The sequence below is a fragment of the Streptomyces mangrovi genome (assembly GCF_900114215.1).
Taxonomy (GTDB): domain Bacteria; phylum Actinomycetota; class Actinomycetes; order Streptomycetales; family Streptomycetaceae; genus Streptomyces; species Streptomyces barkulensis.
In genome coordinates, this window is sequence record NZ_FOSG01000014.1 from 147,597 (window position 1) to 161,825 (window position 14,229).

The following is a 14,229-nucleotide window of genomic DNA, read 5'->3' on the forward strand; positions in this document are numbered from 1 at the left end:
GCTCCTCCGGACGATCCTCCCGCCTCACAGCCGGGTCACCTCCCCGCCGCCGACCGCGTACCGCGCCCCCGCCAGCAGTTCGGGGACGTCCTCCTCCACCGCCGCCGTCACCAGCACCTGCTCACCGTGCGCCACCAGCTCCGCCAGCCGCTCCCGCCGCCTGGCGTCCAGCTCGGCGAAGACGTCGTCGAGCACGAGGACCGGCTCGTTGCCCTCGCCGCGCAGCAGGTCGTACGAGGCCAGCCGCAGCGCCAGGGCGTACGACCACGACTCCCCGTGGCTCGCGTACCCCTTCGCCGGCAACTCCCCCAGCCTCAGCACGAGATCGTCACGGTGCGGGCCCACCAGCGTCACACCGCGCTCGATCTCCTGGCGGCGCGCCCCGGACAGCGCGGCCAGCAGCCCCTCGTACAGCTCCTCGCGCGTGCCGCCCTCCACCGGCGAGCGGTACTCCAGCACCACCGGGCCACCGCCCGGGGCCAGCCGCTCGTACGCCTTGTCCGCCAACGGCCCCAGCGCCGCCACCAGCGACATCCGGTGCGCCAGCAACTCCGCCCCGGCACGGGCCAGATGCTGGTCCCACACGTCCAGGGTGGACAGCGCCCCGCCGCCGGACCCACCACCGTGCCGGCGCGCCATCGCCGCCGTCTTCAGCAGGGTGTTGCGCTGCCTGAGCACCCGGTCGTAGTCCGACCGCACCCCCGCCATCCGCGGCGAGCGCGCCGTCACCAGCTCGTCCAGGAAACGACGGCGCTCCCCGGGATCGCCCTTCACCAGCGCAAGGTCCTCCGGGGCGAACAGCACCGTGCGCACGATGCCCAGCACATCCCTCGGCCTGACCTGCGAGGAGCGGTTGATCCGCGCCCGGTTGGCCCGCCCCGGGTTCAGCTCCAGCTCCACCAGCTGCTGCCGCTCCCCCTGCCGCACCGCCGCCCGCACCACCGCGCGGTCGGCGCCCTGCCTCACCAGGGGCGCGTCGGAGGAGACCCGGTGGCTGCCCAGCGTCGCGAGATAGCCGACCGCCTCGACGAGATTGGTCTTTCCCTGGCCGTTCGGACCGACGAAAGCGGTGACGCCCGGATCGAGCGGAACCTCGATCCGGGCGTAGGACCGGAAGTCGGCCAGCGACAGATGCGTGACGTGCATCGGATCCGCTTCTGGGCCGGTCAGCCGCCGACGGGCGGGTCGACGTCCGCGCCCGGCGCGTCGGCGCCCTTCTCGCCGCCGGCCGCGGCGGTCACCGCGTGGCCGCCGAACTGGTTGCGCAGCGCGGCGACCATCTTCATCTGCGGGGAGTCGTCCTGGCGCGAGGAGAAGCGGGCGAACAGCGACGCGGTGATCGCCGGCAGCGGCACGGCGTGGTCGATCGCCGCCTCCACCGTCCACCGGCCCTCGCCGGAGTCGGCCGCGTAGCCGCGCAGCGCTCCCAGGTGCTCGTCGTCGTCCAGTGCGCGGACGGCCAGGTCCAGCAGCCAGGAGCGGATGACGGTGCCCTCCTGCCAGGAGCGGAAGACCTCGCGGACGTCGGTGACGGCCTCGGCCGCCTCCAGCAGCTCCCAGCCCTCGGCGAAGGCCTGCATCATCGCGTACTCGATGCCGTTGTGGACCATCTTCGCGAAGTGGCCGGCGCCCACCCTGCCGGCGTGCACGGAGCCGAACTCGCCCTCCGGCTTGAGGGCGTCGAAGACCGGCTGCACCTTCGCGACGTTCTCGGCGTCGCCGCCGTACATCAGCGCGTAGCCGTTCTCCAGACCCCACACGCCGCCGGAGACGCCGCAGTCCACGAAGCCGATGCCCTTGGCCGCCAGCTCCTCGGCGTGCCGCTCGTCGTCCGTCCAGCGGGAGTTCCCTCCGTCCACGACCACGTCGCCGGGGGAGAGCAGCTCACCCAGCGAGTCGATCGTCGACTGCGTCGGGCCGCCGGCCGGGACCATGACCCACACCACCCGCGGGGCCTTCAGCGAGTCCACGAGCTCCTCGAGGCTCTGGACGTCGGCGAGGTCCGGGTTGCGGTCGAATCCGACGACGGTGTGGCCTGCGCGGCGGATGCGCTCGCGCATGTTGCCGCCCATCTTGCCGAGACCGACGAGACCGAGCTCCATCAGGGGGCCTTTCTTCGGTGTCCTGGTGTTGCGTACCCGGGTACGAGCCTACGACGGAGAGGGCGGCGCACAGCTGCGGGCACACTCCGCTCGTATGGGCGCGGACCGGGCCGGAGAACAGCTCCGGCTGCCCCGGTTCCCCGGGCCCCGGCCCGGCAGCCCCGGCCCGGCCGCCCGCCACCGGCCTCAGCCCGACAGCCGCACCGGCATGATCAGGTACTTGTAGGCCTCGTCCGCCTCCGCGTCCACCGCCGGCCTGCCGCTCAGCAGCGCGGGCTTGGTCGAGGTGGTGAAGGAGAGCTGCGCGACCGGGGCGTCGATGGCGCTCAGGCCCTCCAGCAGGAAGCCCGGGTTGAAGGCGATCGAGATGTCGTCGCCCTCCAGCTGCGCGTCCACACGCTCCACAGCCTGTGCGTCGTCGCTGGATCCCGCCTCCAGGATCAGGACGCCCTGCTCGAAGGTGAGCCGCACCGGGGTGTTCCGCTCGGCGACCAGGGACACACGCTTGACCGCCTCCACGAAGGGGGCCGTCTCGATCACCGCGACCGAGTTGAACTCCGTCGGGAAGAGCGTGCGGTACTTCGGCAGGTCGCCCTCGAGCAGCCGCGTCGTGGTCCGCCGCCCGTTGCCCTCGAAACCGATCAGGCCCTCGCCCGCGCCGGAGCCCGACAGCGCCAGCGTCACGTTGTCGCCGCCGCTGAGGGACTTCGCCGTGTCCAGCAGGGTCTTGGCCGGAACCAGGGCCACCGCGGAGGCGTCCGGCGTCTCCGGCTTCCACAGGAACTCGCGGACCGCGAAGCGGTAGCGGTCGGTGGACGCCAGGGTGACCGTGTCGCCCTCGATCTCGATCCGCACGCCGGTGAGCACCGGCAGGGTGTCGTCGCGTCCGGCCGCGATGGCGACCTGGGCCGCGGCGGCGGCGAAGACCTCGCCGGGGACCGTGCCGGTCGCGCTCGGCATCTGGGGAAGCGCCGGGTACTCCTCCACAGGCAGTGTGTGGAGTGTGAACCGGGAGGATCCGCAGACGACGCTCACCCGTACACCGTCTGTGGAAATCTCCACCGGGCGGTTGGGGAGGGCTCGCGAGATGTCGGCCAGCAGGCGGCCGGAGACGAGGACGGTCCCGTCCTCCTCCACATCGGCCTCCACCGAGACCCGCGCGGAGACCTCGTAGTCGAAACCGGACAGGCTCAGCGAGCCCTCCTCGGCCTTCAGCAGCAGCCCCGCGAGGACCGGCACCGGGGGCCGGGCCGGCAGGCTGCGGGCCGCCCAGGCCACCGCCTCCGCGAGGACGTCGCGCTCCACCCGGATCTTCACTTAAGCCGCCTCCCGCTGTTGCTGGCTGCTCGCCTTGCTGGTCTTCGTCGTCGGCTTGTCGCCGGGGACCAGTCTGACGCACCCGGCCGACAGTCGGGGCGGGTCGGGGTCAAGTCGAGGGGAGGGGCCCGGAGCGCGGTCGGGCCGAGTTGTGCACAGGGCCCGTTTCCGATCGAAGTCCGCCCTTTATCTCCGTGGTCGTAGTAGTAGGGCCTGTGGAAACCGGGGATAACTCGATCCGCGCAGGTCAGGCCGGAAGTTTTGTCCACCGGCCCTGTGGGTGGGGAGGTGGACGAACAGGGGGTTCCTGTGGACGCCGGAAAGTTCTGCACATCCCGTGCACAGCGATCCGGGACTTCTCCCCAGGGCCGCCCACAGTTTTACCCACCTTCTCAACAGCCCAACCCAGCCCCTCGGTGTGACGCCTTTCACACGGAGGGGTGACATCGCGCGCCGTGTTGTCGAACAGTGGACAGCCCTGTGGAGAAGCTGGTGAAAGCTGTGCACAACACGGCCGGGGCTGTGGGCGGGCGGTGGACAATCCGATCTGCCGCTTGTGGGCGCAATCGGGATCCACAGCCTGTGGAAAACTTCTGACCACAGATCCCCAGGCACCTGACCAGGCCCATTCGATCATCGAGCGGTGTGCCTGTGGACGCTATCTGGACAACCCGATGGTCCCCAGAGTGTGGACGGAAGAAAGTCGGTGAATCTGTGGATCACTCTTCTTCCCGCCTGTGGATTCGAACAGCGAGAAGCCCCCGGGAGAGGTCTCCTCGGGGGCTTCGGCGGGCAGGGCGGCCGACGTGATCCGCGCGGCCGCACACGGCGGCGGGCGCGGCGGCGGGCGCGGCGGCGTCAGGCGTTCTTGATGCGGTTGGTCAGCTCGGTGACCTGGTTGTAGATGGACCGCCGTTCGGCCATCAGCGCGCGGATCTTGCGGTCGGCGTGCATGACGGTGGTGTGGTCCCGGCCGCCGAACTGGGCGCCGATCTTCGGCAGCGACAGATCGGTCAGCTCGCGGCACAGGTACATGGCGATCTGCCGGGCGGTGACCAGGACGCGGCTGCGCGAGGAGCCGCACAGGTCGTCCACCGTCAGCCCGAAGTAGTCGGCCGTCGACGCCATGATGTTGGCCGCGGTGATCTCCGGGGCGGCGTCCTCGCCGCCGGGGATGAGGTCCTTCAGCACGATCTCGGTCAGGCCCAGGTCGACCGGCTGCCGGTTGAGGCTGGCGAAGGCCGTGACCCGGATCAGCGCGCCCTCCAGCTCGCGGATGTTGCGCGAGATCCGGGAGGCGATGAACTCCAGCACCTCGGGCGGCGCGTTCAGCTGCTCCTGGACGGCCTTCTTGCGCAGGATCGCGATGCGCGTCTCCAGCTCCGGCGGCTGGACGTCGGTGATCAGTCCCCACTCGAAGCGGTTGCGCAGCCGGTCCTCCAAGGTGACCAGCTGCTTGGGCGGCCGATCGGAGGAGAGCACGATCTGCTTGTTGGCGTTGTGGAGGGTGTTGAAGGTGTGGAAGAACTCCTCCTGGGTCGACTCCTTGCTCGCCAGGAACTGGATGTCGTCGACCAGCAGGATGTCCATGTCGCGGTAGCGCTTGCGGAACGCGTCCGCCTTGCCGTCGCGGATGGAGTTGATGAACTCGTTGGTGAACTCCTCCGAGCTCACGTACCGCACCCGGGTGCCCGGGTAGAGGCTGCGGGCGTAGTGCCCGATGGCGTGCAGGAGGTGGGTCTTGCCCAGCCCGGACTCGCCGTAGATGAACAGCGGGTTGTACGCCTTGGCCGGCGCCTCGGCCACGGCCACCGCGGCGGCGTGCGCGAAGCGGTTGGAGGCGCCGATGACGAAGGTGTCGAAGAGGTACTTCGGGTTCAGCCGGGCCGTCGGCTCACCGGGACCGGTCGCGGGCGCCGGCTGCGCGGCGAGCGGGCCGGGGGCGCCGCTGGGCGCGGGGAGCTGCTGGGGATCGGGGCGGCCGGTGCCCCGGGAGCCGTCGTAGCGCGGCACCGGCGGCTGGTCGTAGGGGGAAGCGTGGTGCCGGCCGTCGTAGGGGGGCGGCTCGTACGACGGGCTCTGCGACTGGTACGGGTCGTGCGGCGGCTGCCAGGCGTCGGGATCCTGGGGCCGGGGCCAGGCACCGGGCCGGTGCTGCTGGGGGGCGTGCGGATAGTCCGGGTACGCGGGCCGTGCGCTGGGCAGTTCGAGTTCCTGCTGACGGTCCTCGTGCTGGGGGCCGCCGTGCTGCGGACCTTGCTGCGGGCTGTGCGGCCGGGCGTGGCGGCCGCCGTGCCGGGGGGCGTCGTAGCGCGGTTCGTCGAAGTGCAGCGGCTGCTGGTGCGGCGCTGGCCGGTGGTGCTGGGGCGGTTCCGGGGAGGCCGGCGGGGCGGGAGGCGCCGGGGCCTGGGGCTCGGGAACCGGCCCGGTGACGGTGATCGCCAGGCGGATCGGCTGCTGGCACTCGCGGCTGAGCGCGTCGGTGATCAGCGGGGAGAGCCGTCCTTCCAGTACGCCCTTCGCGTACTCGTTGGGCACGCCGAGCAGCGCGGTGCCGGAGACCAGCACCAGGGGCTGGCAGTCTTTGAGCCACCGCTGGTCCTTGGCCTCGACTCCCTGGCCGTCGGCGAGGAGCTGTTCCAGCACGCGTGGCCACACTGCGGCAAGATCGGCAGGTAGGTCAGCCACAGGGCACGCTCTCTCACTCACTCGCTGGGTGGGGTTGTTCGGGCTTCGACAGTCCCACCCATGTGTGGTGCTTGGGACGGTCGGGAGGAAACGGAAGTTCGGCCACGGTAGTCAGCGCGGCATGCGTGGTTCAAGTCGTTGTCCACAGGCTGTGTACAGAACCCCCCGCCCGGCCCTGGTTTGACCTGATGGTGCGGCCGCGCGTACCGTAACCAGGTCGAGTTGTCGATGGCTGCTGCCGCCTGCCTCCGATGGGCAGATCCTGGTGATCATAGAAGCGGTGCACTCGGGCGTTGCGAGCTACTCGTGGGCGCACGGTGACAGCCAGTCGGCGCCCCACACGTCTCGTACGAGACACAAGCATTCCTGGAGCCCCGAGTGAGCAAGCGCACCTTCCAGCCGAACAACCGCCGTCGCGCGAAGACCCACGGTTTCCGGCTGCGCATGCGGACCCGCGCCGGCCGCGCGATCCTCGCGTCCCGCCGCGGCAAGGGCCGCGCCCGTCTGTCGGCCTGACCGACCCGGCAAGTCTGACCGCGGATCCGTGACGTGCTGCCCACCGAGAACCGGCTGAGGCGGCGCGAGGATTTCGCGGCCGCGGTACGTCGAGGACGCCGGGCCGGGCGCCCGCTCCTCGTCGTCCATCTGCGCAGGGCGTCGCCCCGGAGCGATTCCGGGGAACGCACGGACCCGCACGCCGCCGGGGGAGACACTCCCCCGGCGCGTGCGGGTTTCGTCGTGAGCAAGGCAGTGGGCAACGCGGTGGTTCGCAACCTTGTGAAGCGGCGGCTGCGTCATCTGGTCCGGGAGAGGCTTGACGTTCTGCCGCCCGGTAGCCTGATGGTCATACGGGCGCTGCCCGGTGCGGGGGAGGCGGACCACGACAGGCTGGCCCGCGATCTGGACACCGCGCTGCAGCGGCTGCTTGGAGGCCCGTCGTGAAATACCCGCTGCTGTGGTTGATCAAGTTGTACCAGTGGACCATCAGCCCGCTGCTCGGCCCGGTGTGCCGGTACTACCCGTCGTGTTCGCACTACGGCTACGAAGCCATCCGACGGCACGGCGCGGTGAAGGGGACGGCGCTGACCGCCTGGCGCATTCTGCGCTGCAATCCATGGTCGCCCGGTGGGGTCGACCACGTTCCCGCCCGGAAGCATCCGGTCTGGCACCAGCGAATGCGTGACCGCTGGCAGCACCGGTCCCAGTCCAACGCCCAAGGAGCCTGACTCGTGGACACGATCGACACGATCCTCGGTCCTCTCTATACCGCTGTTTCCTGGATCATCGTCCAGTTCCACAAGCTGTACAGCCTCGTGTTCGACGAGGACAGCGGTTGGGCCTGGGGTCTGTCCATCGTCTCGCTGGTGATCGTGATCCGCATCGCCCTGATCCCGCTCTTCGTGAAGCAGATCAAGGCGACGCGGAACATGCAGGCGATCCAGCCGAAGATGAAGGCGATCCAGGAGCGCTACAAGAACGACCGGCAGCGCCAGTCGGAAGAGATGATGAAGCTGTACAAGGAGACGGGTACCAACCCGCTCTCCAGCTGCCTTCCGATCCTCGCGCAGTCACCGTTCTTCCTGGCGCTCTACCAGGTGCTGAACAAGATCGCGAACAACCAGGAGGTCGGCGTCATGGGCGCCGGCCTGGTGGAGAGCGCCCGGAACGCGAGCATCTTCGGGGCCCCGATCGCGACCCGGTTCATGGACAGCGCCGAGAAGGTCGAGGCGCTGGGCGCCGAACTGACCGACGTGCGCGTGGTCACGGTCATCATGATCCTGATGATGTCGGCGTCGCAGTTCTACACGCAGCGCCAGCTGATGACCAAGAACGTCGACCTGACGGCGAAGACGCCGTTCATGCAGCAGCAGAAGATGCTGATGTACGTCTTCCCGATCATCTTCGCCGTCTTCGGCATCAACTTCCCCGTCGGTGTCCTCGTCTACTGGCTGACCACCAACGTGTGGACCCTCGGGCAGCAGATGTACATCATCAAGCGCAACCCGACGCCGGGATCGCTGGCCTACAAGCAGCGTCAGGAGAAGCTGCGGGCCAAGGGCAAGCTCAAGGAGGACCCGGCGGAGGTCGAGACCAGGAAGGCCGTCGAGGCCGCCCGTGCCAACCGCCAGCAGCCCAAGCGCATGACCAAGGCGCAGCGCCAGGCCGCCGCGGCCCAGGCGGAGGCGGACGCCAAGGCGAAGAAGGAGGCCGGGCAGAAGACCTCGCTGAGCAAGGGGGCCTCCGAGGACTCCCCGTCGACGCGGCCCGGGCAGCAGTCCAAGAAGAAGCCCGGACAGCGCAAGGGCTCGCAGCGTTCCAAGCACCCGTCCAAGAAGTAAGAAGGAGTCCACTCGTGACGGACACGACCGCAGAGGGCACCGACACCCTGACCCGCCTTGAGCAGGAGGGTGAGATCGCGGCCGACTATCTCGAGGGGCTCCTCGACATCGCGGACCTCGACGGCGACATCGACATGGACGTCGAAGGCGACCGCGCCGCCGTGTCGATCATCAGCGACGGTGACAGCCGGGACCTGCAGAAGCTCGTCGGCCGGGACGGTGAGGTGCTGGAGGCACTGCAGGAGCTGACGCGGCTCGCGGTGCACCGCGAGACCGGTGACCGCAGTCGGCTGATGCTGGACATCGCCGGCTACCGGGCCCGTAAGCGCGAGGAGCTGTCGGCGCTGGGCACCAAGGCGGCCAAGGAGGCGCAGCGCACCGGTGAGCCGGTGAAGCTGAAGCCGATGACGCCCTTCGAGCGCAAGGTGGTGCACGACGCGGTGGCCGAGGCGGGGCTGCGCAGCGAGTCCGAGGGCGAGGAACCGCAGCGCTGCGTGGTCGTGCTGCCGTGACCGACGCCGTGTCGTCGCCCCTTCCTCCCGCGCCCGAGGTGGCGCGGGAGGTTTTCGGTGACCGCTTCGACGATGCCGTCCGCTACGCGGAACTGCTGGCGGAGGTCGGGGTCAAGCGCGGGCTGATCGGGCCGCGCGAGGTGCCCCGGCTGTGGGAGCGCCATCTGCTGAACTGTGCGGTGCTCTCCGAGGTCGTGCCCGATGGTGTGACGGTCTGCGATGTCGGCTCCGGTGCCGGCCTGCCGGGTATTCCGCTCGCTCTGGTGCGGCAGGATCTGAAGATCACGCTGCTGGAGCCGCTGCTGCGGCGTACGACCTTCCTCCAGGAGGTCGTCGAGCTGCTGGGGCTGGACCATGTGTCGGTGGTGCGAGGCCGGGCCGAGGAGGTTCTGGGGTCGCTGTCTCCGGTGCATGTGGTGACGGCCCGGGCCGTGGCTCCGCTGGACCGGCTCGCCGGCTGGGGTGTACCGCTGCTGCGGCCGTACGGCGAGATGCTGGCCCTCAAGGGAGACACGGCGGAGGAGGAGCTGAAGGCGGCACGGTCCGCACTTCAGAAGCTCGGCGCGGTGGACTCCTCGGTACTCCGTATCGGTGAGGGCCTGGTGGAGCCGGCGGCCACCGTGGTCCGCGTCGAGGTCGGTGAGAGCCCGGGCGGGGTGCGCTTCGCGGCCAAGAAAGCGAAGGCAGCCAGGACGGGCCGCTCGCGGAGTGCACGCCGCCGACGCTGATTCCCGGAAGGTCCACGGCGCCCTCCTGGAAGGGCTTCCGTTACTCCGTAGAGTCGCCAAAGACGAGCCATGCGGAGTGTCGTCGCGCCCGCGGGCGAGCGTGGATGCATCGTGCTTCCCGTGAAACGTCGCTTTCTGCATGGATTCATCCGTCGAGGGCGCGCGGCTGACGCGTCAGACCCATCCGAGCCCCGCTCAGAGGTGGATTCATCCACAGGTGAGCGGGGCTCGCTGGTTCCCGACCCGGAGGGCATGGCAGGCTCTTCTCATTGCGAGCCTGACGTCGAGGAGAGTGAACCGTTGCGGTCCGACGGCCATATCGCGGGACCGATGACCGATCCGGTCCCGGGTCCCCGTTCCGAAACGGCGGATGTTTCACGTGAAACGATGAGTGAGACACCGCCTCCGATGGACGCCTCCCCCCGGTACGAAGGGGATGTCTCCGCCCCCGTCGGCCGTGCCGCTCAGCAGGCGGTCGAGGCGATGAATCGTGCCGGCGAGGGTCTTCCCAGGCCCGAGGAGACCCGGGTGATGGTGGTCGCCAACCAGAAGGGCGGAGTGGGTAAGACCACGACCACGGTCAATCTCGCTGCCTCCCTGGCCTTGCACGGTGCCCGGGTCCTGGTGATCGACCTGGACCCCCAGGGCAACGCATCCACCGCCCTGGGGATAGACCACCACGCCGAGGTGCCGTCGATCTACGACGTTCTGGTGGACAGCAAGCCGCTCTCCGACGTCGTCCAGCCGGTGCGGGATGTGGAGGGTCTCTTCTGTGCTCCGGCCACGATCGATCTCGCCGGTGCGGAGATCGAGCTGGTGTCGCTGGTGGCGAGGGAAAGCCGTCTGCACAAGGCGATCTCCGCTTATGAGCAGCCGCTGGACTACATCTTCATCGACTGTCCGCCCTCGCTCGGCCTGCTGACCGTCAATGCGCTGGTCGCCGGCGCGGAAGTGGTCATCCCGATCCAGTGCGAGTACTACGCGCTCGAAGGACTGGGGCAGCTTCTGCGGAACGTCGAGCTGGTGAAGGGGCACCTCAACCCCAAGCTCCATGTCTCGACGATTCTGCTGACGATGTACGACGGCCGTACACGGCTGGCCTCCCAGGTGGCGGAGGAGGTACGAGGACACTTCGGTAACGAGGTCCTGCGGACCAACATCCCGCGGTCGGTGCGCATCTCGGAGGCGCCCAGCTACGGGCAGACGGTTCTCACTTACGATCCGAGTTCCAGTGGTTCGCTCTCCTATCTGGAGGCGGCCCGGGAGATCGCGCTGCGAGGCGCCGGTAAGCAGCAGGAGCAGCACATGGTGGAGGGGACTCAGTGACGGAACGACGTAGAGGGCTGGGTCGAGGGCTCGGCGCGCTGATTCCCGCGGCGCCGGCGGGACCGGATGACAGTGTCACCCCTGTGGTGGGAGAGAATGGAGCGACCTCTCCGACCGCTGTTCCGGTGCTCACCCCGGGGCGTGGTGTGGCGGCGGCCAAGGTGGCCGGTCTGTCCAGTGGTGCTGGGCAGCAGCATGGCAGCGGTGTTTCACGTGAAACCGAAGCCATGGACGGTGATGTGGGCAGTGAGGCGACAGGGGCTCACTTCGCCGAGGTGCCTGTCGAAGCGATCACCCCGAACCCTCGGCAGCCGCGTGAGGTGTTCGATGAAGATGCCCTGGCGGAGCTGGTGACCTCCATCCAGGAGGTGGGTCTCCTGCAGCCGGTGGTCGTTCGGCAGACGGGCCCGGAGCAGTATGAGCTCATCATGGGGGAGCGTCGCTGGCGGGCCTGCCGGGAGGCGGGTCTGGAGCGGATTCCTGCGATCATCCGGGCCACAGAGGACGAGAAGCTCCTTCTGGATGCCCTGCTGGAGAACCTGCACCGGGCACAGCTGAACCCCCTGGAGGAAGCGGCGGCCTACGATCAGTTGCTGAAGGACTTCAACTGCACCCATGACCAGTTGGCGGACCGTATCGGCCGCTCGCGTCCTCAGGTCTCCAACACGCTCCGGTTGCTGCGTCTCTCGCCGTCGGTTCAGCGTCGTGTGGCGGCCGGGGTGCTGTCGGCAGGGCATGCGCGTGCGCTGCTGTCGGTGGATGACTCCGAGGAGCAGGACCGTCTCGCCCACCGCATCGTGGCCGAAGGACTGTCGGTGCGGGCGGTCGAGGAGATCGTGACCGTGATGGACCCCAAGCCGAAGGGGAAGAGCAAGGCTCGGGGGCCGCGGGCCGGTAAGCGGGTCTCCCCCGCGCTGGATCATCTGGCGAACCGCCTCTCGGACCGCTTCGATACCCGGGTCAAGGTGGACCTCGGGCAGAGGAAGGGCAAGATCGTCGTCGAGTTCGCCTCGATGGAGGATCTGGAGAGGATTCTGAGCCAGTTCGCACCCGGAGAGAACCAGCTTCTGGAGCGCCAGCTCGCTCAAGGAGACGACGACAGCGACGAGTGAATCCGAGTCGCCGAGGACACAGCCAAGAACACCGCCTTACGACGCCCCATGGATACGATGTCTCCATGGGGCGTCAACTCGTTCCGCTCACCCTGGACAACCTGCCGGATCTCCCGAAGCGCTGCCGCAGGTGCGTCTTCTGGGAGCTAGACCCTGTCAGCGGCGATGCCGCGGTGAAGGCGGGTCGGCCCGATCTGGAGAAAGAAGCCTGGATATCGGCGGTGCTGCTGGAGTGGGGCTCCTGTGGACGGCTCGTCTATGTCGATGACGTACCGGTGGGCTTCGTGCTGTACGCGCCGCCCGCGTATGTGCCGCGCTCGACGGCTTTCCCCACCAGTCCTGTCTCTCCGGATGCGGTGCAACTGATCACAGCCTGGCTGATGCCCGGGTATCAGGGGCAGGGGCTGGGCCGGGTGATGGTGCAGACCGTGGCCAAGGATGTGCTGAGGCGGGGCTTCAAGGCGATCGAGGCGTTCGGGGACGCTCGGTGGAAGGAGCCCGCCTGTCTGCTCCCTGCCGATCATCTTCTCTCGGTGGGCTTCAAGACGGTCCGGCCGCACTATGCCTACCCCAGGCTGAGGTTGGAGCTGCGTACCACTCTCTCCTGGAAACAGGATGTGGAGCTGGCGATCGACCGACTGCTGGGAGCGGTGCAGAAGGAGCCTGCTCTCAGGCCCCTGTGATTTCTGTGGTGGCGGAAAGGCGACAGGCCCGCCCCGAGACGGGGCGGGCCTGTTCCACGTGAAACGTCAGCCGATGAAGTCGGCCAGGTCGCGCTCGATGGCGGCCTTGGGCTTGGCGCCGACGATGGTCTTCACGACCTCGCCGCCCTGGTAGACGTTCATCGTCGGGATGGACATGATCCCGTACTTGGCGGCCGTGGCCGGGTTCTCGTCGATGTTGAGCTTGACGATGGTGAGCTTGTCGGCCTGCTCCTCCGAGATCGCCTCCAGCGACGGGGCGATCTGACGGCACGGACCGCACCAGGCTGCCCAGAAGTCGACCAGGACCGGCTTGTCGCTCTTGAGGACGACTTCCTCGAAGGTGGCGTCGGTGGCGGTCACGGTGGCCATGGTGAATCTCCTTGTACCTCGGTGTAGGGGTGGGGGTGGGGGTGGGGGTGGGGTCTCAGAGGGCGGCGGCGGCCGCGGCCCGGTCGGTCTTCTCCGGCTCGGCGTGGTGCTTCTCGGGGGCGTCGACCAGGGCGGCCAGATAGCGCTCCGCGTCCAGGGCGGCCGAGCAGCCGGTGCCGGCGGCGGTGATGGCCTGGCGGTAGGTGTGGTCGACCACGTCGCCGGCGGCGAAGACCCCGGGAATGTTGGTGCGGGTGGAAGGCGCGTCCACGGTCAGATAGCCCTCGCCGTCCAGGGTGAGCTGGCCGTGGAACAGCTCGGTGCGCGGATCGTGGCCGATGGCGATGAACAGCCCGGTCACCGGCAGCTGGGAGGTGGCGCCGGTGGCGGTGTCGCGCAGGGTCAGCCCGGACAGCTTGCCGCCGTCGGCGTGCAGCTCGGCGACCTCGCTGTTCCAGACGAACTCGATCTTGTCGTCGGCGAAGGCCCGCTCCTGCATGGCCTTGGACGCCCGCAGGGTGTCGCGGCGGTGGACGATGGTGACCTTCTCGGCGAAGCGGGACAGGAAGGTGGCCTCCTCCATGGCGGTGTCACCACCGCCGACCACCGCGATGTGCTGACCCCGGAAGAAGAACCCGTCGCAGGTGGCGCACCAGGACACTCCGCGGCCGGACAGCTCCTCCTCCCGGGGCAGGCCGAGCTTGCGGTAGGCCGAGCCGGTGGCGACGATGACCGTCCGCGCCCGGTGGGTGGTGCCGGCCGAGTCGGTCACGGTCTTGATCTCGCCCTCGAGGTCGACGGCGGTGATGTCGTCGGCGATCAGTTCGGCGCCGAACCGCTCGGCCTGGGCGCGCATGTCGTCCATCAGGTCCGGGCCCATGACGCCGTCGCGGAAGCCGGGGAAGTTCTCCACCTCGGTGGTGTTCATCAGCGCGCCGCCGGCGGTCACCGAGCCTTCGAAGACCAGCGGCTTCAGGGCGGCGCGGGCGGTGTAGAGCGCTGCGGTGTATCCCGCCGGCCCGGAGCCGATGA

15 protein-coding genes are annotated in these 14,229 nt (G+C 69.1%); 9 read left to right on the forward strand and 6 right to left on the reverse strand.

The annotated features are described in order from the left end of the window. Positions 1–24: 24 nt before the first annotated feature. The 4 genes from recF to dnaA form a co-directional block, all read right to left on the reverse strand. Complete coding sequence (gene recF / locus BM237_RS19760) at positions 25–1,146, reverse strand: DNA replication/repair protein RecF (RefSeq protein ID WP_093851030.1); 1,122 nt, start codon at positions 1,144–1,146, stop codon at positions 25–27. A 20-nt stretch (positions 1,147–1,166) separates the two neighbouring features. Next, a complete protein-coding gene (gene gnd, locus BM237_RS19765; RefSeq protein WP_093851031.1) occupies positions 1,167–2,102 on the reverse strand; it encodes a phosphogluconate dehydrogenase (NAD(+)-dependent, decarboxylating) in 936 nt (311 codons plus the stop codon). A 186-nt stretch (positions 2,103–2,288) separates the two neighbouring features. Continuing rightward, positions 2,289–3,419, reverse strand: coding sequence for a DNA polymerase III subunit beta (gene dnaN / locus BM237_RS19770; RefSeq protein WP_093851032.1), 1,131 nt, complete (start codon positions 3,417–3,419; stop codon positions 2,289–2,291). Positions 3,420–4,277: 858 nt separating this feature from the next. Then, complete coding sequence (dnaA, locus tag BM237_RS19775; RefSeq protein WP_093851033.1) at positions 4,278–6,107, reverse strand: chromosomal replication initiator protein DnaA; 1,830 nt, start codon at positions 6,105–6,107, stop codon at positions 4,278–4,280. Positions 6,108–6,485: 378 nt separating this feature from the next. On the opposite strand from dnaA, the gene rpmH reads away from it, so the two are divergent. The 9 genes from rpmH to BM237_RS19820 all read left to right on the forward strand — a co-directional run bounded on the left by rpmH (position 6,486) and on the right by BM237_RS19820 (position 12,807). Continuing rightward, the gene (gene rpmH / locus BM237_RS19780; RefSeq protein ID WP_003949374.1) at positions 6,486–6,623 is read left to right on the forward strand and encodes a 50S ribosomal protein L34; all 138 of its coding nucleotides are present in this window, start codon (positions 6,486–6,488) and stop codon (positions 6,621–6,623) included. A 33-nt stretch (positions 6,624–6,656) separates the two neighbouring features. Further along, positions 6,657–7,049 (forward strand): ribonuclease P protein component, encoded by a 393-nt coding sequence (rnpA, locus tag BM237_RS19785; RefSeq protein ID WP_093851034.1) that lies wholly within the window; start codon positions 6,657–6,659, stop codon positions 7,047–7,049. Then, positions 7,046–7,333, forward strand: a complete 288-nt coding sequence (gene yidD / locus BM237_RS19790) for a membrane protein insertion efficiency factor YidD (RefSeq protein ID WP_093657129.1) — start codon at positions 7,046–7,048, stop codon at positions 7,331–7,333. Before rnpA ends, yidD begins: the two co-directional genes overlap by 4 nt. Positions 7,334–7,345: 12 nt before the next feature. Beyond that, positions 7,346–8,446, forward strand: a complete 1,101-nt coding sequence (gene yidC / locus BM237_RS19795; RefSeq protein ID WP_093851059.1) for a membrane protein insertase YidC — start codon at positions 7,346–7,348, stop codon at positions 8,444–8,446. A 14-nt stretch (positions 8,447–8,460) separates the two neighbouring features. After that, entirely contained in the window at positions 8,461–8,958 is a 498-nt protein-coding gene (locus BM237_RS19800; protein WP_093851035.1) for a Jag family protein, read from the forward strand. After that, positions 8,955–9,686, forward strand: coding sequence for a 16S rRNA (guanine(527)-N(7))-methyltransferase RsmG (gene rsmG / locus BM237_RS19805; RefSeq protein WP_093851036.1), 732 nt, complete (start codon positions 8,955–8,957; stop codon positions 9,684–9,686). The genes BM237_RS19800 and rsmG overlap by 4 nt, the downstream gene beginning before the upstream one ends. Before the next feature lie 252 nt (positions 9,687–9,938). Beyond that, the gene (locus BM237_RS19810) at positions 9,939–11,012 is read left to right on the forward strand and encodes a ParA family protein (protein WP_093851037.1); all 1,074 of its coding nucleotides are present in this window, start codon (positions 9,939–9,941) and stop codon (positions 11,010–11,012) included. Further along, complete coding sequence (locus tag BM237_RS19815) at positions 11,009–12,124, forward strand: ParB/RepB/Spo0J family partition protein (RefSeq protein ID WP_093851038.1); 1,116 nt, start codon at positions 11,009–11,011, stop codon at positions 12,122–12,124. Before BM237_RS19810 ends, BM237_RS19815 begins: the two co-directional genes overlap by 4 nt. Before the next feature lie 65 nt (positions 12,125–12,189). Then, on the forward strand, positions 12,190–12,807 hold the full coding sequence (locus BM237_RS19820) for a GNAT family N-acetyltransferase (RefSeq protein ID WP_093851039.1): 618 nt from the start codon (positions 12,190–12,192) through the stop codon (positions 12,805–12,807). Positions 12,808–12,873: 66 nt separating this feature from the next. Here the strand turns inward: BM237_RS19820 and trxA are convergent, their stop codons facing one another. Both trxA and trxB read right to left on the reverse strand, forming a co-directional pair. Then, positions 12,874–13,197 carry a thioredoxin gene (gene trxA, locus BM237_RS19825; RefSeq protein WP_093851040.1) on the reverse strand — a complete coding sequence of 108 codons (324 nt, stop codon included), beginning with the start codon at positions 13,195–13,197 and terminating at the stop codon, positions 12,874–12,876. Between the two features lie 55 nt (positions 13,198–13,252). Further along, a complete protein-coding gene (trxB, locus tag BM237_RS19830) occupies positions 13,253–14,227 on the reverse strand; it encodes a thioredoxin-disulfide reductase (protein ID WP_245793788.1) in 975 nt (324 codons plus the stop codon). Positions 14,228–14,229: the final 2 nt, after the last annotated feature.

Excerpts from the sequence above, each read along its gene's own strand:
- BM237_RS19820 (WP_093851039.1), top strand. The coding sequence starts at position 12,190 with ATGGGGCGTCAACTCGTTCCGCTCACCCTGGACAACCTGCCGGATCTC.
- trxA (WP_093851040.1), bottom strand. The coding sequence starts at position 13,197 with ATGGCCACCGTGACCGCCACCGACGCCACCTTCGAGGAAGTCGTCCTC.
- gnd (WP_093851031.1), bottom strand. The coding sequence starts at position 2,102 with ATGGAGCTCGGTCTCGTCGGTCTCGGCAAGATGGGCGGCAACATGCGC.
- BM237_RS19810 (WP_093851037.1), top strand. The coding sequence starts at position 9,939 with ATGGCAGGCTCTTCTCATTGCGAGCCTGACGTCGAGGAGAGTGAACCG.
- recF (WP_093851030.1), bottom strand. The coding sequence starts at position 1,146 with ATGCACGTCACGCATCTGTCGCTGGCCGACTTCCGGTCCTACGCCCGG.